This is a genomic window from Bradyrhizobium sp. BRP23 (genome assembly GCF_020194135.1).
Classification (GTDB): Bacteria; Pseudomonadota; Alphaproteobacteria; order Rhizobiales; family Xanthobacteraceae; genus Bradyrhizobium; species Bradyrhizobium yuanmingense.
Genome location: NZ_JADYVW010000013.1, coordinates 73,369 through 94,631, shown reverse-complemented (window position 1 = coordinate 94,631; position 21,263 = coordinate 73,369). Strand labels below are relative to the sequence as shown.

At 58.0% G+C, this 21,263-nt stretch carries 16 protein-coding genes and 1 pseudogene; 5 read left to right on the top strand and 12 right to left on the bottom strand.

The window, feature by feature from the left end; all coding sequences use genetic code 11:
• Positions 1-150 precede the first annotated feature (150 nt).
• Positions 151-993: an electron transfer flavoprotein subunit beta/FixA family protein gene (locus I6F24_RS29125; RefSeq protein WP_225129669.1), complete on the top strand. Its 843-nt coding sequence runs from the start codon at positions 151-153 to the stop codon at positions 991-993.
• A gap of 741 nt (positions 994-1,734) precedes the next feature.
• On the opposite strand, the gene I6F24_RS29120 is transcribed toward I6F24_RS29125, so the two are convergent.
• Positions 1,735-2,037: a hypothetical protein gene (locus tag I6F24_RS29120; RefSeq protein ID WP_225129667.1), complete on the bottom strand. Its 303-nt coding sequence runs from the start codon at positions 2,035-2,037 to the stop codon at positions 1,735-1,737.
• Between the two features lie 158 nt (positions 2,038-2,195).
• Here I6F24_RS29120 and I6F24_RS29115 point away from each other — a divergent pair, with 158 nt between their 5' ends.
• The 3 genes from I6F24_RS29115 to I6F24_RS29105 all read left to right on the top strand — a co-directional run bounded on the left by I6F24_RS29115 (position 2,196) and on the right by I6F24_RS29105 (position 5,179).
• Entirely contained in the window at positions 2,196-3,338 is a 1,143-nt protein-coding gene (locus tag I6F24_RS29115) for a GFA family protein (protein ID WP_225129665.1), read from the top strand.
• Between the two features lie 6 nt (positions 3,339-3,344).
• Positions 3,345-4,022 (top strand): 2OG-Fe(II) oxygenase, encoded by a 678-nt coding sequence (locus tag I6F24_RS29110; protein ID WP_225129664.1) that lies wholly within the window; start codon positions 3,345-3,347, stop codon positions 4,020-4,022.
• A 479-nt stretch (positions 4,023-4,501) separates the two neighbouring features.
• The gene (locus I6F24_RS29105; RefSeq protein WP_225129661.1) at positions 4,502-5,179 is read left to right on the top strand and encodes a hypothetical protein; all 678 of its coding nucleotides are present in this window, start codon (positions 4,502-4,504) and stop codon (positions 5,177-5,179) included.
• Positions 5,180-6,877: 1,698 nt separating this feature from the next.
• Here the strand turns inward: I6F24_RS29105 and I6F24_RS37810 are convergent.
• The 6 genes and pseudogenes from I6F24_RS37810 to I6F24_RS29075 all read right to left on the bottom strand — a co-directional run bounded on the left by I6F24_RS37810 (position 6,878) and on the right by I6F24_RS29075 (position 13,772).
• A pseudogene (locus I6F24_RS37810) lies at positions 6,878-7,207 on the bottom strand (hypothetical protein).
• A gap of 96 nt (positions 7,208-7,303) precedes the next feature.
• Positions 7,304-7,624 (bottom strand): IS66 family insertion sequence element accessory protein TnpB, encoded by a 321-nt coding sequence (gene tnpB, locus I6F24_RS29095; RefSeq protein ID WP_345944123.1) that lies wholly within the window; start codon positions 7,622-7,624, stop codon positions 7,304-7,306.
• A gap of 641 nt (positions 7,625-8,265) precedes the next feature.
• Positions 8,266-9,582: a peptide ligase PGM1-related protein gene (locus tag I6F24_RS29090; RefSeq protein WP_225130996.1), complete on the bottom strand. Its 1,317-nt coding sequence runs from the start codon at positions 9,580-9,582 to the stop codon at positions 8,266-8,268.
• Positions 9,583-9,745: 163 nt separating this feature from the next.
• Positions 9,746-11,278 (bottom strand): long-chain fatty acid--CoA ligase, encoded by a 1,533-nt coding sequence (locus I6F24_RS29085; protein WP_225131013.1) that lies wholly within the window; start codon positions 11,276-11,278, stop codon positions 9,746-9,748.
• Positions 11,279-11,429: 151 nt separating this feature from the next.
• Entirely contained in the window at positions 11,430-11,807 is a 378-nt protein-coding gene (locus I6F24_RS29080; protein ID WP_225130986.1) for a hypothetical protein, read from the bottom strand.
• 840 nt (positions 11,808-12,647) lie between these two features.
• The gene (locus I6F24_RS29075) at positions 12,648-13,772 is read right to left on the bottom strand and encodes a M20 family metallopeptidase (RefSeq protein ID WP_225130984.1); all 1,125 of its coding nucleotides are present in this window, start codon (positions 13,770-13,772) and stop codon (positions 12,648-12,650) included.
• Between the two features lie 740 nt (positions 13,773-14,512).
• Here I6F24_RS29075 and I6F24_RS29070 point away from each other — a divergent pair.
• Positions 14,513-14,803: a hypothetical protein gene (locus I6F24_RS29070; RefSeq protein WP_225130982.1), complete on the top strand. Its 291-nt coding sequence runs from the start codon at positions 14,513-14,515 to the stop codon at positions 14,801-14,803.
• Between the two features lie 281 nt (positions 14,804-15,084).
• Here I6F24_RS29070 and I6F24_RS29065 read toward each other — a convergent pair whose 3' ends face one another.
• The 5 genes from I6F24_RS29065 to I6F24_RS29045 form a co-directional block, all read right to left on the bottom strand.
• Positions 15,085-15,270 carry a hypothetical protein gene (locus I6F24_RS29065; protein WP_225130980.1) on the bottom strand — a complete coding sequence of 62 codons (186 nt, stop codon included), beginning with the start codon at positions 15,268-15,270 and terminating at the stop codon, positions 15,085-15,087.
• A gap of 256 nt (positions 15,271-15,526) precedes the next feature.
• Complete coding sequence (gene trpD, locus I6F24_RS29060) at positions 15,527-16,537, bottom strand: anthranilate phosphoribosyltransferase (protein ID WP_225130979.1); 1,011 nt, start codon at positions 16,535-16,537, stop codon at positions 15,527-15,529.
• Positions 16,538-17,027: 490 nt separating this feature from the next.
• Positions 17,028-18,635 carry a carboxyl transferase domain-containing protein gene (locus I6F24_RS29055; RefSeq protein ID WP_225130969.1) on the bottom strand — a complete coding sequence of 536 codons (1,608 nt, stop codon included), beginning with the start codon at positions 18,633-18,635 and terminating at the stop codon, positions 17,028-17,030.
• A gap of 1 nt (position 18,636) precedes the next feature.
• Entirely contained in the window at positions 18,637-19,140 is a 504-nt protein-coding gene (locus I6F24_RS37805; RefSeq protein ID WP_225130967.1) for a biotin/lipoyl-containing protein, read from the bottom strand.
• A 1-nt stretch (position 19,141) separates the two neighbouring features.
• Positions 19,142-20,611 (bottom strand): biotin carboxylase N-terminal domain-containing protein, encoded by a 1,470-nt coding sequence (locus I6F24_RS29045; protein WP_225130966.1) that lies wholly within the window; start codon positions 20,609-20,611, stop codon positions 19,142-19,144.
• Positions 20,612-21,263: the final 652 nt, after the last annotated feature.

Below are 21,263 nucleotides of genomic sequence, written 5' to 3'. Positions count from 1 at the left end.
TATGTTGGCATTGTTCGTTGGGAAGAGCGAGCTAGAGGGGCGCATCACCCGATCTAAGCCTGTGTGATAGCAAGCCGATTCCAAAGGGGCGGGTGATGGTACAACACTTGCTCTGCTCTTCGCAGCTGTCGCAATTGTTGGAGCAACACCGTGCACAATGTCGTCTGCATCAAACAGGTTCCGGACTCGGCGCAGATCCGCGTGCACCCCGTGACCAACACAATCATGCGTCAGGGAGTGCCGACCATCATCAACCCATATGACCTCTTCGCGCTCGAGGCCGCGCTCGAGCTGCGCGATCGGTTCGGCGGCGAAATTACCGTGCTTACAATGGGACCGCCATCGGCGGAAGAGTCTTTGCGAAAGGCGCTGACTTATGGCGCCGATCGCGCCGTCCTACTCACCGATCGCTGCTTTGCGGGCTCCGACACCCTGGCAACAACGTATGCACTTGCAACAGCCATCCGAAAAATTGATAAGGAATATGGCCCGACAAAGCTCATCTTCACGGGAAAGCAGACCATCGACGGCGATACGGCGCAGGTTGGGCCCGGCATCGCAAAGCGGCTGGGCGTAATGCAGCTAACTTACGTTGCGAAGGTCAGATCCTTAGATCTCGCCAACCATACAATTGAAGCGGAACGACGCTCCGAAGGTGGTGTCCAGGTGCTGCACACGAGGCTGCCCTGTCTCATCACCATGCTGGAGGCAACGAATCAGATTCGGCGCGGCGCGATGGTGGATGCCTTGCGTGCCGCGCGTGCTAAAATTGTGAAATGGAGCGCGCACGATGCCGGTATCGAAGACGTCTCCAAATGCGGCCTCAAGGGATCGCCGACCGTCGTCAAGCGAGTGTTCGCCCCCTCTGCGCGGGCTGAGAAGGCGGCGTTGGTTGAGGCCGCCGAACAACCGGCGCAAGCGCTGATAGACGCGATTTTCAAGCGTGAACCGAAGCTCGAAGCCGATCTTAAGGCACTTGTCCGTGACGCTTGATCTGGAGAGTCCTGGCAACAACAGATTGAAACGGTCCAAGGATGTGCCAACGCCAAGAGGCACCCGAGTCAAGTGAGCGCGCAAGATGTAGCTAGGCATCGGGGCCCGCGACCAGCGCATTCGGGGTGCATGCCGTTCTCGATTGCTCGCGATCACCTGGGACCGCATGTTCCGTAGACCACGTTATGGCCTCGATCGATGTCCGGAGTTGGCCGCGATTGTCAGGCAGATCGACAAAGGGCTGCGCATGCGTCCAGATCCCACTGCATGGTCGTGTTCGACGGCGTTGAGGCGACTGTTTCGCGCGTAGTTGTCACGAGCAAGGACGGAATACGTCCGCGACCGGGACCACCATACTAGCGCCCGAACGCCCAAAGCACTGTCCCGCTGTTGAAAGTGCGAAGCCCACCTATGTGGCACCTTTGGACCAATCTCCGCGATTCAACAGCCCTATACCCATTGTGAGTGGCGGCTGGCTCTTCGCCGGTTGGTTTTTGACGGCCGTGCAAGCGCCATCAGGTTCAATACACTTGCAATGAGAAATCGGTCGCCAGCGCTTTGTTTCAATGTATTCAGAACCTGTGGGGTGAGTGCAAGAGTTGGCACGGTGATTGCTGTAAGCATGCAAGAAAGCGGCGGGGCGGTGCTCGCGAAGCGCGAAACCTAGCGGCGGTCTCTTTGAAAAGCTCGTGCCGGCCAGCAGCCGGCATTCGCGCGGCTTGCGGGCGAAGGCCCCAAGAGTCAGGTGGATGCGGATAGTCCTTGTAATGCTGTACGAAGATCATAGCGGTTCGACCAACTGGCAGGAGCAGAAATCGAGAGGGCCTGCGCGGCGCAAATCTCGCCATGGCTCTGCAAGCGAATGCTGGCCGTGTCGGGAATTCGCGGCATCGGACTTTTCGTGCACCGGAATTCGTCTGGATCGCCGCCGCTCAGCTGATGAACGCGTTCCCTTCCATGCGCGCGAACAGGACTGAACATGCCGCTGTCTGCTACCGCGAAGCTGGCCACCAAGAATTTCGCCTGGATGGTAAACGCGATCACAAGCTCATCGAAACCAACGAAATGGCGGTAGCCAATAGTTGGCCCGGATACGAAGTTGCTCCGTCAAGGACCGTTCTCTCCTCATCGCCAGGGGTCAAATGGCATCTCAAGCGTCTCGATTTACACCCGGTCAGCCTCCGCAGATATGCTGCGAGTATTTGACCGAGCAAGCGCGAGCCCTGTTCGGCCCGCACCCGTTCGCTGCGGAGATGTCCCAGGACCAGGTCGCTAGCCTGCTGCCTGAATATCTGGCGATGTCACAGGCGTTCCCGTACCTGCAGGCGGGGTCGCAAAAGGATCTCATATTCGATGCAATGAATCACAATCGAGATCTTGCGAGGGACGTTGAACTGACCAGCGTGGTCGCAAATTTCATCTGTTGGGATGAGACGGGTGGTTATGGCCAAATTCTCCAGGGCGGAAAGGCGGCGCTACCCGATATTCTGGTGACTGAAAACTTCCACTCGAACCTGTTTAGAAAGGATGCGTCGCAACTACTCGGCAGAGCAATACGGCCCAACTACAGCGCCACGACGAAGCGGTACCTGCATTCTCTCTATGCCGGATTGTCATCCAAAGATCCTTTGGTGCGTTGCGCCTACATGGTCGCTTTTGAGCTACACGCTGCAGATATGATCCAGTCGCTATGGACCACTCTGGTCAAAACCTTTAAGGCGCGGCCTGACGATCTTGAGTACTTCCGCAGCCATGTCGGCGGAGAAGATCCCGCGGAGAAGTATCACGGAAAAATGACAAGCCGGCTGATTGGCGAACTTGTCCCGGCTGACCGTAACGATCGCTTTTTGGATGAATTCGATCGAGCCTATCGGCTCAGCTTACAGTGGTGCCGCGATCTGCTCCGAATTGTCTCACTTCATGATGATCGGTCGGAGATCGAACACCATGGCCGTTGTCATTGTGGTTCTGTCAAGTTCTACGTCCAAGCGCCGCGAGAGCTCTCTGCAGTTCGATGCAATTGCTCAATCTGTCAAATGTCTGGATTTCTGCACTTGCTCGTACCTGGCAAAAAGCTTGGCATTGAGTGCGGCGAAGAATTCCTCACGGCGTACCAGTTCAACAAGAACATCGCTCGGCACACGTTTTGCCGGGTTTGTGGCGTAAAGCCATTCTATAGGCCGCGGTCGAACCCGTCCGGATTCAGCGTAAATATTCGATGTCTGGATAACAGGACCATCGAACGCATAACAATAAGCGACTTCGATGGCGAGCATTGGGACCAAGCGTTCCGCTCGATGCACCAGGACCTGGAGCCCTGCGTCGAAGATAAAACCCTGGAGTGAACTCGAATGGCGCGCGCAATGAATCATAAATCCCGTCTGCTTTCAGAAGAGGCTTTGACAAAATACCGCATAGAGCTGTTGGTGAAGGGTACGGTCGTGATTGGCCCCCAGGTATTGTTCACCCAAGATGACTTGGCCAAGATCGATCAGCTGCAGGCTGAGATTCCCGAAGAAGAAGTGAGGGAGGGAGATGCCGGCGACTCGCACAATGTTTTCGTCAAACGCGTGAGGATAGACCCGCCCGGCCGCGCTCCTAGCGACGCGAGTGGTGCAGCTCCAAGGGAGATCATGGAACTACTTGAAAGGAAAGACCGCACCTTCGCGCTAAGAAAGATTTTGGGAGCCACGTCAGATTACGTGATTCGCCGATGCCAAATGCATCGGATGCCCCCTGGCTCCTTTGTTGGCATTCATCTGGATGCTGCGAGCGACCCGGATTTCGAGTACTCGGTGATTGTGCAGCTGGCGAGAGACTTTGAGGGGGGTGAGTTCGTGGTATATCCAAGCGGGTACGAACAGCAGGTGTTCCAACCGCCATTTGGTACGGTACTTGTCACCACATGTAAGCTCCGGCATGAGGTGATGCCTGTGCTGACCGGCGAGCGCCGATCGCTGGTCTACTTCTGTTCAAAGCGCAGCGGCGCGAACCGCCGGATCATCGAAAGCTCTACCAAGGGCCCTTGAATGAGGTGGCTGAAATGGCTTCGAATGAGTTGGGTAACGGGTGAGCTCTCAGGAGAGATTGGTAGCTTGGCCATCTTGTGGTCAGACTGTCGCTCGCAAAGGCTGCCACAATGCAGGTCAGAAGCCACAGCTAGCTTTGCTGCCTGTATAAAGGCCACCACGCGTAATCCGAGCAAAGGTTTGCTCAGGGTAGTTGTGGTAAGTCATCGTCGCTGCCTCGAACCGAGAGGCGTGTCGGCGCGTGATGGTGTAATCGCGCCGCGCGCGGGAAGGCCCTGTTGTCGTCAGGTTCTCGACAGCTACACACCTAGCAAACAGCCGAATGCTCGGGCTAATTTGCGACGGATGTGCGGGGACTGGGCCTTTGCAGGGTCCATCAGAAGAGAAGTCTCGTCTGAAGCCCCTAATCGCGCGCGGTGTTTTGCTCGATCGTCCTGCATTAGCCGAGTCCTGAGTATTCATTTCGAAAGAGAGAACGGATGGACTTTACCTCAACTCGAGGGAAGCTCCATGAGTCGGGCAGCGCGGGCCAGCAAAGAGAACTTGTCGGTCTCCCCGTCGGCAGACGCCCGGCCGACCACGCCCTCGTGGACGAGTTGCACAGGAACGATCCGGATCTCATCGCCCAGACCCGATTCGTTCAACCCGAGCAAGCCCAGCTGGTGCGCTTAATCCGGAGCCGGAGCGACGACGCACAAACCTTCCGGCAGATTGTCAATGATCAGGATGACAAAGGTACCGCCAACTTCCTGTTCGTGACTGTGAACGATGGTGGTGTTACTGGCGGCGGCGCCGACTGGTCGCTGCTGCTGGTTGATCGCCGCGTGCCCGCCGCCCCTGTTGCCTATCACTATGACTCCGCTGGGTCTCACAACAACACCGTCGCAGAGCAGCTCGCAGCACGTCTCGGCTCCCGTCTGCAAGCGGCCGGCATGGCCCGGCAGCAGAACGGCCTAATTGCGGAGTACTTTGTGGTAGACGCGAAGCGAGCGCTGATTAGACGATTGTCGCGAGGGGCGAGCGGCCAGACGAAGCCGCTGCACATCGAGCACCTCATCCGCCGAACCTGCCCATACGGTACAAATGGTTACCGATGTTCTGCTCCTGTGCAGCAAATAGCCAAAAGACTCCCGTTGTGTTCCTTCCAGGCCGCCTAGATTGCCTCGTGAGGCCACTCGTTCAGCGATGAAATCGTAGCGCTCAATGCTCAATGAAAACCGACTAATGCAACAAATCCCGCATGGGCGCCTAAATTCGGCATTCCATCGCCTTCTTTCGCGGTTTTGCTGCGCGTATTATCGGTTTGTCCGGCAGAGCGCGATGTTTGATCACTGCGCCTGCTGTGATCATCGATGAAAGCCCGCCATGTAGCGGATTACGAAGAAAGTCACGGCGACGACGGCGGACGTTACAGCGAGTGAAAACGCTACTCGCGCCAAGAACTGGCCAGGGCTAAGCCCGTCCCATGAACTCATTTTCGTGCTTGCCTTACGACTCGGATTTGCGCCTGCAGGATGATCGTACCAGACGCACTTTGCGAGTAATCAGCGGAATTCGGTTTGTGCGCGCCGCGAATCGTCGCGCCCCTTGAGGCAGTCACTCTGGAACACTAAGCTCCATTAGGGGTACAAAATTCCACTGCTGAGCAACTGACCCGTTGAATTGGTAGAGCCAAGTAGGATTGCCATCTTTCGTGACGCGGTTTTGTTGTCGATGCACAGCTTATTGTCGGCGATACTCAGAATAAAACCTGGACTCTTGAGTAATTCCCATCGCTGCTTGGGATCGGCAGGGTGTAGATTGCAAGCGTCAGCGCTACTTCCGGAGCGATGCGATCGCCCTTCTGTGCGATTGCGAGCTTACCTGCGCTTGAGTTCAACGTTGACACGCGAATGTCGGGTTGCAAACATTTTGCGTCCTAACGGACTATGGGACAGAACAAAATAGGACAAACTGGACAAGTACACACAGCCAGGCGAGGTACAGCAGCCTTTTGAAAAAAGGCACGTTGCTTGCTTGGGTGCAGTGAGCGTCACCGGTCTTGCAGGGGCTGTGATGCTGGGGCGGGCCTGACATGTTTCAGTGCCATTTCGGGTCCGCCCCGCTATTGCTCGCGAGGCAACATGGAGCAACGTATTCGAGCGGCTTCAGCGGCTATCGCGTTCGCTCATGCGTTCGGTCGTGAAGTCCTCAGCGTGTACGAACATGAAGGCCGCAGGTACAACAGAATCAGAGTCCGCGTAACCGCGAGCATAACAAACGGTTACGACTTCGAAAGTGAATGTCCCATGGCCGGTGCGCTACCGAGTATATATCACTTCGGTGCGGAGCCGCATTGGCTACCGGGGCCCAAGTGCCCACGACTCTACAGCGGCCTTGATTATTGCACCTCAACCCACTTCTCCGTGAGAGTGACGGACAATGGTGTCCAGATAGTCGATTGGCGGAGGAATTCCTTCACATACACCGTCTGGTGGGTGGTCCGCGCAATAGAAGGAAGCCGACGATGGAAATTGCGCTAGCAATTGGCGCTGTGTTCGTTTTCACCGCAATCACGGTCGCTTGCCTGTGGGCGCTTGGAGCCCGGGGTGGCTGAGTATCATTGATGAATGAGGCCCATGGAGAAAAGCGTTTGCTACCATGCCGCCCCTTCTCGTTGAACTTCTGTGCGGTCCCACTTGGATTGGCCTGACGGACCCCCTAGCGGTCGTGCTGTTGTGGATGTTGATTGTGTGCGAATGCCGCCCGAACAAACGGGTGCGGACTGCTCGAAAGCTATACGGGTGCGGTGGTCTAACTCGCGGCCCGCTCTCAGGGCCGCGCGTTTTGAGCGGATCACTCCGCAAGCTTAAGGTTCAGGTAGTTCGGAGAGTAGAGCGGGTCAGCGGTTTCGTTGGCCTGGACAGCACCGAAACGTCCATCTTGAAGGCCATGATCTGATTGGCGCTTCCTTTGTAGATCTTCAGTTGCGGCCGCCTGAGCTCCTCAAGTTCCAGCTCCAATTGATCGAGCAGTCGCGCCGACCGCTCCGAGCGCGTCCCATAAAATGTCCGCCGCAGCTTCTCAATCTCGAGCTTGAGGTGGGAGATCAGCGCTTGCTGCTCGATTGCTTTGCTTGGGCATTGGCCGCTTCAGCAAGTTTGGCCCCCCGCCGCAAGCCTGGCCGCACGCTCGGCCAGGATCATTGCATGCGCGGCAGCGAGATCGGGCGGCAGTCCGTCGCCGGCGGAGTCCATGACCAAATGGAATCATGTTCGCCGCCGGATTCAAACGACAAACTCTCAGCCCACGCTGGTTGGACGCAAGGACTCCTGGGGATTGCGCCAATCGATGCCGGACAAAAGATAGCTCATCTGTGCCTGCGAGATCGACACCACGCCGTCCGCCAGCGACGGCCATATAAGACGACCTCTCTCCAACTTCTTTGTAAACAGGCATGCTCCCTGGCCGTTATGCCAGATCACCTTCAATAGATCGCCCCGGCGCCCGCGGAAGCAGAACAAGCGACCGCTCAGGGGATCACGGCGCAGCACCTCTTGGACCTGCAACGAAATTGAGACGAAGCCTTTGCGCATGTCGGTGTGGCCCGTCGCCAGCCACACCCGAACTCCCCTAGGGATTGGAATCACCCCGGATCCGGAGCCTCGATAGTCCGACGAAGCGCCTCAACGTCGAGCCTCGCATCGGCAATGACGCGCCGCCCGCCAGCCAGCTCTATCTCAATCCGATGCTCCGTCCAATGTGCTGTCGCGCTCTCCGATGAGGCCGCCACCGGGGCCATGCCCCACCCTCGGCCACAACTGCCTTGACAAAGCCAGCCTCGGATTTGGTCCGGTCTGCCGCGACGGCCCTTCGCCAAGTCACCAGCAGAGAACGCGACAAGCCATATCGCCGCGCTGTCGCCGCAACCAGGCGTGGCTCGGACATGCTTTCCAAAGCAATCCGAGCCTTATCCTCTCAGACCAGCGCCGCCGGCCTGTTTCCACCACCTCAAGTCGATTCAGCGCACTGATCTTCTCAACTATCAGGCCAGTCCGCTGCAAGGCGTCTCTTCTCGGAGGCTTACCGCCGATCGGCACGCACGAGCGACTTAAGGGTAGCCGCGATTTGGGCTGACAGAGCCAGAGCGAGACGGAGCAGACATTCACGTCACGTCCTCAGGTACGGGTTTCAAGGTGCGATCGAAAGCAGGGGCAAGTTCGGATCAATTGAACGGTCCAAGATATGGTCGATGGGATCTCAATCAAGCAATTCTCAGTAGGCGGTGCTGCAGATCGCGGGCCGCGGGCCTGTCGCGCGCGATCACAAGGCACTCCACCGTGCCAGCCTCTTCGTCGGCAGCAAGCGGGATCACGCCCTCCTTGCGTGTGCGGTCGAATAGAAATCCTTCCTTGCCGAAACGATCATGCGCTGTTTGGAGGGATCGTGATCGAACATTTCTCACGGATAAAATAACGTTGCAACCGGAATAGTCGAAGCCCAGCAGTCGGACCGCAATACTGTGTAACACCGAGCCGCCACCCCAGCGGCCGTTCGCTTCATTAAACAGCAACCGACCGTGATTCGCGAAAATGGCGTCAATGTTGATCATTCCGCGATATCCCAGGTCTCGCGCAAGTGCCACAAATCGGTAGGCGTGTGCCTGGGCGGTCAACCATTGCTCGTTCGTCAGGTCACTTGGAAGCTCAAGTCCTGTCCAGATCAGAGCTCTTTCGGATCGATCTGTGCTTTTACGCAGACGTATGTTTCCACTGTTGATGAAAACGATTGAACCATCATCCTCGATTTCATACTCGAGATAGAACAAAGACCGGGCCAGGTGGTACGACTCCACGACCAGCGTCCTACACGACGCTGTTGTCATCTCAGACCAAAGCGCGTCAGGATCAAACGACGGCCATGAAATTAGCCGGGTATCTCTTGCCCCAGGTAGTGGATCGCTTTCTTTGCCGGTCAGGATGACATTTCCGACCCCACCGGCTCCATTGTCCAGCTTTACAATGACTCTGCCGGTCTCGGATCTGAGGGAAGTGACCGCTCTGAATAGTTCGTTTGAGTCCGTCGTGACAGATCCATTGGGCAGCGGAAGTGCGACGCTTGTCGCCAATTGACGGAAGTGGCTCTTGCGGTTCAACAGATCAGGCCCTCGCTGCAGAGCGAAGTCGTCGCCGGTCTGCGGTATGCCCAGCATGGCCGCCAGGCGTGCGACGCCTTCAGTAGAGTAGCAGGGATGCAATCGCCAGTTTGATTTCTGACGAATATGTCGGTTGATGCGCTCAACGACAGTCTTGGACAGCAATGTGCAGTCATCAAGGACCGGCGATTGGCGGCCGCCTTCAGGTACAAGGAGAAAAAGACTCGATGCGTCGAAATCGAGCGTCGCGCCAATGAAGGATAGCAGATCCGCCGGGATGACTACCGGGGAGACTATTAGGTCGCCGTGCTGGGCAAACCACGCTGAACGGTATGCCGAGTTGGCGGCCAGCGAAAGTTGAGCTGATGTCAGATCGGCGCCCGACATTTGAGCCGTACCGGCATTCATGATCAAGATCCGCGGCATCCGCGACCTCCGGGCATCTGGACGCGATCAGACAGGGATCGTCAGGCCACAATGTTGAACTTGCTGCGCCGTGGTGAGGCACTGAGCGAAGGTTGATTTTGCGCCGTCTCGATATCACCTGCGATGTAGCGGGAGAGTACGGCGCGCCTCCAATCTGCCGATCTCAATTGATAGCTCCTTTCGGGCTGATCACGTGGCGATCCTTCAGCAAAAAATGCTGGATCTTGCCCAACGCGGTTTTCGGTAGTTCTTGTGTGAAAATGATTTCGCGCGGCACCTTAAAACGGGCGAGCTGTGACTGGACATGTGCCGTCAGCGCTTCCGCCTCGACCCGGGCGCCCGGTCGCTTGATCACATAAGCGACCGGTACTTCTTCCCAGCGCGCATCGGGTCGACCGACCACGGCGCATTCCGCGACATCCGGATGGTCCGCAAGCACACGCTCTACTTCTGCCGGATAGATATTCTCTCCGCCCGAAATGATCAGGTTTTTCTTGCGGTCGTGGACCCAAATATATCCATCTGCGTCGCAGCGGCCAATGTCCCCAGTGCGATACCAACCATTGCTAAGAGCCTCACGCGTTGCCTGTTGATTGCCCCAATATCCGCAGAAAACGTTGGGTCCACGGACTGCGATTTCGCCTGGGTTACCGGGCGGCAACTTGCGGCCCGAATCATCCAGGATCGCCGCTTCGCAGCAGAGACCTGCCAAGCCGCTTGAGCCCTCAGGCACGAGATTTCCGCCGAGCTTCGTATACACAGCGATCGGGCAGGTCTCCGTTGAACCGTAAACCTGCAGGACTGGAACGCCGCGCGCGACAAAGCGCTCGACAAGGTGCTGAGGCACCATCGTCGATCCGGTACAGATTGCTCTGAGCGAGGATAGGTCGGTGCTTTCCCATCGACCATTGCTGGCCAGGGCTTGCATCATGGCTGGCACCAGGGCTGCCAAGCTCGGCCGGTCACGCTCGAACGCATCAAGCATGGTCTCCGCCCCAAAGCGGGTGTGGATACTCACCGTCGCGCCGTGATGCAAAGTCGGCGTCGTCTGGATGTTCAAGCCACCAACGTGGAAGAACGGCAAAACAGCCAGCGTATGATCGGCCGAGGTGAGGTCATGCATGTGCTGACTCATGATGCCGTTCCAGAGCAACGCTTCCTGACGCAGCACGGCGCCTTTCGGTCGCCCTGTGGTGCCCGAAGTATAGACGATCAGAAGCGGGCAAGACGGCTCCGCGCGAGGATTGCGTCCGTCGCCACAGTCTCCGTCCAGGAGATCGTCCAATTTGCAGCCGCCGAGAGGCGTAAAGTCCAACCCGACAAGAGAGGCATGGGGCACTTGCTTCGTCAGGACAGGCAAAGCTGCGCCGAAGCACTGCTCAAGAACGAGCACTTTTGCCCCGGAGTCCGACAAAATGAAAGCGTGCTCGGCGGCCGCAAGACGCCAATTCAATGGTATGAGGATTGCGCCGAGCCTCGCGCACGCATAGAGCAGCGCCAGATAATCAGGCCTGTTGAGGCTGAGGATCGCGATCCGGTCTCCCCTTTGGACGCCGAGCTGGCTCTTGAAGGCGCGAGCGATCCGCTCGATCCGTCGATTGAGGCTGGCGTAGCTGAGACTCTGCCCTTCGAAACGGATCGCGGTTTTGCCGGGAGTATACGCAGCGTTTCGCTCGATCAGTGTGCAGAGATCCAACTTGTTATCCATGCGCCTCAGGCTCGCAAATTACGTTTGTCCCGATGCGCTTCAGCCGCAACCCGGAATTGCTTGGCGAGGCTCCGATCACATGCTTCGGTTGGCCCTTGTACAGGCTATGATGACACGGCCTAGGCCTTCTTGATGGATGTCATGGGTTGCGAACAATGGATATTGCTTGAGGGATCTCGGGCGATTGATCACTGACTCTCTGCTCGGCGGCGGTCGTGTGCATCTGTCGGTAGTGATAGGCACACCACGAAGACAGTTTCTTGCCGCGTCTTTGATATACAGGCTCGCCGCACATATAGGCCGCTCTGGCATCTCCATCTTTGAAGCCGATGATGCAACGGCATTGGCCTTCAATATGGTCGATTAACAGGACCTTCTTGACGTCGTCGGGCGCTTTCAACTTGCTGCTCCAGAATGCCAAGCAATATCTGCGATGCCGGGTGGTTGCGCGGAGCGGCACTTGCAGCTCAGGCTCTTTGAAAACCTGCGCAGGCCCGCCGTCTGCCTTGCCAGCCATGGGAAAGCAGTTTGAACAGAGCGGAAAGCCGGTTCGGCCAACTGATTTTGGCGCGGTGTCGCGCCAGAGGAGGGGTTTGGTTCAGATTCAGGAAGCAGCGACCCTCCGCTGGGGCTTCGGATGGAGGTCTACGTCCATCAATTCTGACCTCAACGCCTGTCTGGTGGCCCGGCCCAGCACAGTCACATAGTCTCGGTTCCGGAATGCCGAACCATTCAAAGCTACGTGCGAGCAGTAGCTCCGCAACCGGCACTCGCTGCATAGCCCTTCCGACCGACCCAGCATCGGGGATGAGGATCACGACCGACCATGGGGGCTTGGATCTGACCAGCTGAGACATTCTCAATCCTTCACAATCCCGGCGACAGACCGAGATAGGTGCTAACCTCAAGACCGTACAACTTAACGTTACGTGAGATTCAAGCCCTTTTTTGGGCCTGTGACAACGTGGCCAAGCTCTCAGGCTGCCGGAAAAGGGCCGCCGGCCGGTGTGCTGTCGCAAGCATTCAGCGCTGCGATGTGAGCCAAGAAAGTTCGTCTCCCGTCGAGATCAGGGTCGCCTGCCGATGAGCCCATTGCCGGAAACGCTTGCCCTTCGACCAGGCGCTCGCTGCCCTTGCAGCCGATTGCGCGCGTGAAGTCCGCTGCGCCGTCATTGAATAGCTCAGTCACGTCTATCTGGCGCCGACCGTGCGATGCCAAATGCGGCCGACCGATAGTTTTCGATGAGGTCGGCCTGATAGGGGCACCAGCCTATAGCCCTTGCGGCGTTGGAGAAACGATCCCGCGAATGTGCCGGCGGGCGTCATCCAACGTACCTCGTGGTCACTGACTTCGCGATTATCGCAGTGTCTGATAGAGGCGGTACAGCAGCCGCGCGCGAGGTTCAATCGACGAGATGTAGAGTTGCTCATAATGCGTATGCGCGCCCTTGCCATCGACGCCAAGGCCGTCAAGGGTCGCGGTATGCGGCGCGGTGAAATTGCTATCGGAGCCGCCGCCGCTGAACGCGTCGAGCAGCTCGAATCCAAGCTCGGCAGCAAGCTGTTTGGCGTGTGCGTAAAGCGCGGCGCCGGCGCTGGTCTTCTCATATGGCGGACGGTTCAATTCGCCTGATACCTTCACCTTGACGCCCTCGGTGCGCGAGCTGATGCCCAGAATCTTCGGCACCAGCTCGTCGGCATGGGCCATGGTCGGGACGCGCATGTCGACTTGCGCGTAGGCCAGTTCCGCGATCACGTTTGGCCTGGTGCCGCCGCGGACGACGCCGACATTGACGGTGATACCGCGCGTGAGATCGTTCATCGCCTCCAGCGTCTGGATCACATGGCCGAGTTCCCGAATCGCGCTGCGGCCGTCCTCGGGGCGCGTGCCGGCATGCGCGGCCGCACCCTTTATGAATACCTCGAAGCGCGCAACGCCCTTGCGCCCGGTGATGACCTTGCCGCCGTCGCGCGCCGGCTCGGTCACGAGCACGTATTTGGCCTTGCGGCCCTCGGCCTCGATCAGCGCGCGCGAGGTTGGGCTGCCAATCTCTTCGTCCGAGACGTAGAGCTGGGTGATGCCGAGCGGCGGGCGTGCGTCATCGGCGCAGATCTGCCGGAATGCGTGATAGGCGAGGTAGGCGCCGCCCTTCATGTCGTAGATGCCGGGGCCGAACGCACTGTCGCCGTCGATCTTGAAGGGTAGCCGTTCGATGGATCCCATCGGATGGACTGTGTCGAGATGGCTCAAGATTAGAAGGCCCGGTACGCCCTGCCCCCAAGAAGAGCGGATAACCAAATGATCGCCGCAGCCGTCATGCCCCGCAACGCGCTCGACGCTGGCGGGCAGGTCGCGATAGCCTGCTGCGACGACATCAGCCAGTTTGTTGATCTGATCCGGCCGCTCCGTCGGAGATTCGATCATGACCCAGCGGCGAATGCCCTCGAGAATCGGGGCGATTTCGAACGCGTTGCTGGACATAGTTGTCTGACGCCTTTGAATTCGATTGTTATCGTTCTGCAAGATCATGACATCAACCATGTACTCACATCAGAATCGAGGCCGAACATCTAAAGGGTCGCCAGCCGTTGTGACCCAGGCGTGCCTCTGGATCCGATCTTGCTGCGGCAACGATGTACGCGCCTGTCGATCTTAACTTGAGCTACCAAAGCTGGTAGTTTTCGACGGGATTATGCGGACCTAAGAAGAAGGCCCTTCTGGAGTTGGTCGTTCTGGTGAGCTGTAATTATTCTGATCAGGACCTTCCTGCGAGATCCGCGCAAATCGCATTGTCCTGACCAGGTGACCCCCACGCCTCTCAACGCGGAAGGTCGCCGGCCAGCGGCAGCATCGTACGAGCGGCGAAGCGCCGAAATCGCCTGAGCTGAGGGGACGGACCTCTCAATACGAGCTCTAATCAGTGAAACAGTTGCAGCCCGGTCGATTGTTCGACGACTGTCGCTGGAAGCGGCCAGGGATCGATGCCACCGCGCTCAGTCAAGCAGTAGGGTTCCGCGCCCCGGAAGTTGATCAATGGATTGCCACGGCCTTGTCGGGTCGCGATAAATTCATCCGATAAAGATGGTATGTGTGCCAAGCACCTTGTGGTCATACAAAACGCATTCGAGCGCGCAAAATGCGTTCGGCAATAGCGGTGGGCGCTGTATCGAAGCGGTGAACACCCTTGGGCCCCTCCCGACCGCCAGCGGCACGGCGGCTCCATGCAGATGGACGTCAAAGAACTCACCGCCAGTCCACGTCGTCCGGCTGCCGTTCCGCTCGTCACGATGGCGACACCCGCTGGCCAGATTGCGCATGGTCTGACGGAACTCTGTCGGTCGGATAGACGGCATTTCAAACTGGTGGCTCATGATCTGCCTCTGGACTTGTACCCGATTCCGACTTTTATCCGTATTGGGCGGCCCCTAATAAGGTATCCGGTGTCGGAATTACGTGACGAGCAAGCTCAGGTCGAGCTCGGCTATGACTTCGATGTCCTCTGGATTAGCTGAAGTCATGACCAGACGGACGTGCAGTATCTCACCTTGTTATCGGGATCGGCGATTGCAGCGGCAGAACTGAGAATTGCCGCCGCCAGGAGTTTCAATAGGACCCTTCTCAAGCAGAACCGCGCTGAGCGGCCGCCGACGCGCCAGTGCACACAGAGTTGTGGTCGCGATCCGACCAGCTGGGCTGGAACCTCGCTGGGCCGCCGGGCGGAGGGGATGATGCCGATTTCGGTACCGGCGCGCGGCTACCAGAGTTTCTCCGCATGTAGACGGCATCGGCGTACCTAAAGCGCCTTTAGGAGAATACGTTTTTTTGCCTCGAGAAGATGCTTATCCAGCGTCGCGTGCAGCGCTCCCCGCAACTCCGGCGGGATCGAGCCATCTGTATCGATCAATTCTCGGAACTTCCGAATGATGTGTTCTAACACTGCAATAGATCCTTGTGCTTCAACCTTCAGCCAGGACATCATCGATTCTCTCCTTTGGCGCGCAGCGCGCTTCCTCGTGGGTCCTCACCTCGGCAACTCTGGCTGCAGCAGACTCTCGTCGAAAAAAAGTTGGCGCTCGGGCCGCGTGCTCAGCGCGACTTGCTTTGATGAGGGCGAGCGCAGGCGGCGCACGCTCCTTGAAATCCCGCAGAAGTGACGCGCATTCACGCCTGCAATACTTTCGCGCTCGTGAGCAACAGTCTTGGTCGGAATACTGGAACATCGGCCAGCTCGGCTGTCACGCGTTCGAAACCGCGATCAGGCGCTTCAGTCGAGCGGCTGCGGCGCCGCCATCAAGTGATTCTTGTCCAAGTGCTACGCCTTCCCGCAGGGTCGAGGCCCGCCCGGCCACAACCAATGCCGCTGCCGCGTTCAAAAGCGCAGCGTCGCGAAATCGACCTGGTACGCCATCAAGCACATTTTGCAGCGCAACGGCATTAGCCTCTGCATCGCCGCTCTCCAGCGCGTCGCGGCAGCGGGGGAGCCCGGCTTCTTCCGGCGTCACTTCGAAGGTGCGGACTATACCCGCCTCAAGCGCAGCAACAAAGGTTGGACCGGTAAGGGTTATTTCGTCGAGCCCGTCCGAGCCATGAACAACCCATACCGACTCGGCACCGAGGTTCTTCAAGACGTACGCCAGAGGCTGGACCCATTCGGGAGATAATACCCCAACGATCTGCCGCTTGACCCTGGCCGGATTGGACAGAGGCTCGATTAGATTGAAGATCGTGTGGATTCCAAGTGCTGTCCGGATCTGGCCGACGCGCTGCATCGCCGGATAATGGGCCGAGGCAAACATGAAGCCGATGTTGGCTTCCTGTACACAACGTGCAATAGCTTCAGGCTTGAGATCGACCTTCACGCCGAGGCGCGCCAACACGTCTGCGGTGCTTGAACCCGAAGACGCAGCGCGGTTGGCATGCTTGGCGACAGGAATGCCGACCCCGGCGACGATGAAGGAAGCACACGTCGACACGTTGACCGAATATATAGGGGTGTCGTTCGTGCCAGCGATACCGACGGGGTCGCAAGCCGCCTCCACGCGCAGCATTCTATTCCGCATCGCGGAGGCGGCCCCGGTGACTTCTTCGACCGTCTCGCCCCGGACCCGCATCCCCATCAACAAGCCTCCGATTTGCGAGGGAGTCGCGTAACCCGACATCACGCTGTCGAAGGCTGACGCAGTTTCCTCGCGCGTCAGAGTGGCGCCGCTGGCAACTTTGCCAATGATCGATCTAAGCTCTTCCATCGAACTTTACACGTTCCTTGTTCAAACCTCGATCTCTTCCGCGACGTTTGAGGCGGCAGTCGGTTGAGTGTGGGCGCCCTCGGCGAGGCTACAACCTGACGCTACGTGAGGGTCAAGCTCTCCATTTCGTGCCGTCGAGAGGAGGTCGTCGGCCAGTAGAACACTGTAGTTTCTTGATGCCAGGACCGATGGCACTCTCTCGCGCCCGCTTGCCACGCCCGCAGCGGCCTCTTTACCGCGGTGTTCCGACCGGATCACCGCCAAAGCCTTTTAGCGTCGGGCGCCGCCGTCGTGGAGCATTGAAGCGGCTTCCTCTACCTGCTTCGCGAGTATTGGTGCTGGGGAGATGGAGCCCGATCTCAGCTGGGCTCTACAAAATAACGCCACCGGATTGTAAATGAAGGTGCGCAGGACGGCCTTCATAGAGCGATCGACGCGTCCCGTTGATCCGCGCGCATGAAGCGGTGAGCCAGCCGTGTTCGGTCCTGCCTTACAGTCGGAATACGCCGTATTGCGGCGCATCGATCGGCGCATTGAGCGAAGCGCTCAATGCGATTGCGAGGGCAGTTCTGGTATCGACAGGATCAAGAATGCCGTCGTCCCAGATTTCCGAGGTCGCATAATAGGCACTTGACCGCTCGCGATATTCTTCAAGAATTGGTGCTCGAATGGCTGCCAATTCCTGCTCCGAGAGGCGCCCTCCGGCGCGAGCCAATTGTCTCGCCTTGACGTGTGTGAGAACTCCGGCGGCCTGCTCGGCGCCCATCGCAGATATCTGAGAATTCGGCCAGCTGAACACGAATCGAGGATCAAACGCGCGTCCCGACATAGCGTAAGTTCCTGCGCCGTGCGAGCTATTGCAAACGATCGTAAACTTCGGCACGGACGCTCCGGACACCGCCATGATCAGCTTGGCGCCGTCCTTGGTGATCCCACGCCGTTCATATTCGCGGCCAACCATAAAGCCAGTTACGTTCTGCAGGAAGAGCAGGGGCGTCCGGTTCTTGTCGCACAGTTGAATGAAATGAGCCCCCTTTAGCGCGCTGTCGCCGAACAGCACGCCATTATTGGCAATGATCCCGATTTGATATCCATAAAGCCGCGCAAAGCCGCACACGAGTGATGTCGCATACCGCGGCTGGTATTCTTGAAATCGGCTGCCATCGACCAGACGAGCGATGATCTCTCGCATGTCGAACTGCGCTCGCGCGTCGTTTGGAATGATACCGTAGAGTTCGGACGCACTATAGGCGGGCGGCTCGGGGACCACTCGATCGATCGAGGTCTTCGCCGGTTGGTGGAAGCGAGCAACGACGTCGCGGGCAATCGCAATCGCATGGATTTCGGAGCTTGCGAAGTAATCACAGGTGCCCGACACGCTGGTATGCATGAGAGCGCCGCCAAGTTCGTCGGCGGACACTTGTTCGCCGGTGGCAGCCTTCACGACCGGAGGACCGCCGAGAAAAATCGCTCCAGTGCCTTCGACGATAATGTTGTATTCACTAAGCGCAGGGACGTAGGCCCCTGCCGCGGTGCAGTGGCCCATGACGATGGCGACCTGCGGCACCCCCATCTTCGAGAGAACGGATTGATTGCGGAGAATTCGACCGGCATGGTAGCGATCAGCAAAGAATTCCGCCTGCAAAGGCAGAAATCCGCCGGCGCAGTCGCACAGGTGAACCACCGGCAGACGGTTTTCGATGGCTATATCCAGTGTCCGCACGATCTTCTTGACCGAGAGTGGATACCATGCGCCGCTCTTCACGCTGGCATCGTCGGCGTGAACAATAACCTCTCGCCCCGCCACAATGCCGATGCCGACAACCTGGGCGGCGCCGGGCACCTCGCCGTCGTATGCCTTGTTAGCCGCCAGCGTCGAAAGCTCTAGGAACGGAGTTTCCGGATCGAGCAAGGCCGCGAGCCGCTCACGAACAAAAAGTTTATTCTGCCGACGCAGCCGCTCGAAGTCCCGCTCAGGCCTGTGGAAGCGGGCAACGCGTTGGCGCTCTTTCAATTCGGCGGCAAGTTGTCTGTTGTGCAGGTCGTTGCGACGAAATTCCTGCGAGTTCACGTTCGCCACGGAACCGATCCGCTGCATTTCAGCGCCCTTCTTTAGAGAGCGTGACCAGCACAGCGTCGTGCTCGAAGCTCTCACCTTCCTTGACGTGAATCCGATGGACGATGCCATCCTGTGGTGAGCGTATGATCGTTTCCAGCTTCATGCTTTCAATCGTCATCAGTGCCATTCCCGCCGAGACCGATTGACCGGACGAAACTGTGATCGCAACAACAAAGCCGGGCATCGGCGCCCGGGCCTCCAAAGCGTGAGTCTCGTTATTGCCGGATGCGCACGCTCGCAACGGGTCGTTGTAGCGCAAAATGCGCGTCCTGCCGCGGATGTGGAGGTGAATTAGCTCCCCCTCGATGGCGAATCTGACCGGTTCGCTCTGGCCCGCAATGGTCAAGATGCCGCTACTGTCATTGCAATGGCTGAACGCGACAGGGGCAATCACCTGGTCTCGAAGATGGAGCCGGTAGTCTCGCTGGTTGGGTGAAAGCCACAATTCATGATATACGCCGTCGACCTCGAATGAGTGATACACGTCAATTTCTCCAACTACCGAGCGCTGCGTGAAACTCGGGCACGGCATCGGCCGACTCGCGGACCGGTCTTGTCAGGAGAGCCGCAGATGCCAGGAACGCAGACATTTCGGCAGCAAAGTTGTCGGCGGCGAGATGTGGATTTTCTTCTAGGTATCCCGTATGGAACTGACCGCCAAGAAATGCCTCGTCGCAAAGAATCCGTGCGAGCAAGCTCGCGTTGGTCCCGCACCCAAGTAGAACCAGTTCGCGAACGGCGCGGTAGGCTTTCAGAGCAGCCTCTATGCGGCTCGGTGAATGCACAATGATCTTGGCGAGCATGGGATCGAATGCCGCCGTGATGTGCTGGCCTTGCATGATGCCGCTGTCGATTCGTGCGCCATCCGGATACTCGAGAAGAAGTACTTTGCCGGTGGTCGGGACGTATCCGCGTTCGGGAGCCTCGGCGCAAAGCCTGAGCTCGATTGCATGCCCATTTGAAAGAATGTCGGACTGCGAAAGTGCAAGTTTTCGGCCCGCTGCCGCATAGACTTGTTCGGCGATCAGATCGACGCCGGTGATCATCTCGGTCACCGGATGTTCGACCTGAAGGCGTGTATTCATTTCTAGAAAGTAGAACTCTCCGCCGCTGAAAATGAACTCGACCGTTCCTGCATTCTGATAGTTCGCTGCACGGGCGATGCCGACGGCGGTTTCGCAAATCCGGGTCCGCAATTCTGGTGATAGCGCTGGCGAGGGCGTTTCCTCGATGATCTTCTGGAAACGGCGCTGCACCGAGCATTCGCGCTCGAAGAGATGGACCAAGTTACCGAAGGCGTCACCGAGCACCTGTACTTCAATGTGTCGCGGTCTTTCGATATATCGTTCAACATAAAGTCGGCCATCTCCAAAGTAGCGACGCGCTTCACTGCTCGCCTGCTCAATGGCTGCCTCCAACGTAGCGAGGTCGCGTACAATCCGCATTCCCTTGCCGCCACCGCCAGATGATGGCTTCACGAGCAAAGGAACTCCAATAGCCCGCGCTCTCGAAACGAATGTGGCCGGATCATCTTCCTCGATGGCGCAGGGTGCGACTGGAAAGCCGTTGCTTTGAACGAACTCACGGGCGCGGATCTTATCGCCCATTAGCTCGATGGTTTCTGGAGCGGGTCCGATGAATACAATACAGGCCTTTGTCACTCTACTGGCGAATTCCGCATTCTCGGAAAGCATTCCATAACCGGGATGTATCGCGCCGGCGTTCGCCTTGCGGGCGGCAGCGATGATCTGCTCGATATCCAGATAGCTTGCGATCGGCGTGCGGCCGCTGATCGGAATAGCCAGGTCGGCCATTGAGACGGCCGGGGTTCCCGCGTCAACCTCATGGTAGGCAATTGCAGACCGAAGCCCAAGCTTGTTCAAGGTTTTGATGATACGTGCGGCTATCTCACCCCTATTGGCGATCAGAACCGTATCGAAGGGTAATTTATGCATTCGCCTATCCGGACAAGCGCGATTGAACCAGAGCGTCGGTCAATTGTAGGCGGCCATGCTCGTCATCTGACCTCGGGTGACCGTCCTGCAGGTCAGGCTTGGACCACTTCTGTGGATGAGGCAAACGAACAGGCAGCACATCTTCACTTCGAGTCGCTGCTTTTTTTGCCAGTGTCGCGCACGGAGATCACGTAGCGACATTGCTGACTGAGGCTCGCTTGCTTGGATCTGAGGCAGGCAGTGATAGCGGTGCGATCTGGTATGTGGCTGCTACAAAGGCGGAACACGTCCTCCATGCAAGCCTCTTTCTCCTCTGCGGTCGGCGCTTGATCGCGCGCGTTGACCAGCCTGGGTATTAGAGCTGTCATTGCGACGGCAAGAGCGACGGCGCAGTAGTAGAGTGTGAGGCGCGAAGGCAGCTGAGTTCGTTGATTTTGAGTCATGATATCCCTTTAGGTCGGTCGGGCAGCGGTATTGTTCTTCCTGCGCGAAGTGCCAACATGACCTGTCAACCGCGAAACAAGCTGGAACTGCTTAAGTGCTGTGCCGGCAAGCTCGTCCTTTCACTTTTGCGGTCTGACTGTACGGTGCTGGTCATCTGTCCGGCACGACGAAACGACACCTGCCCTAGTGGTGGAGCTCCGCGAAGAGG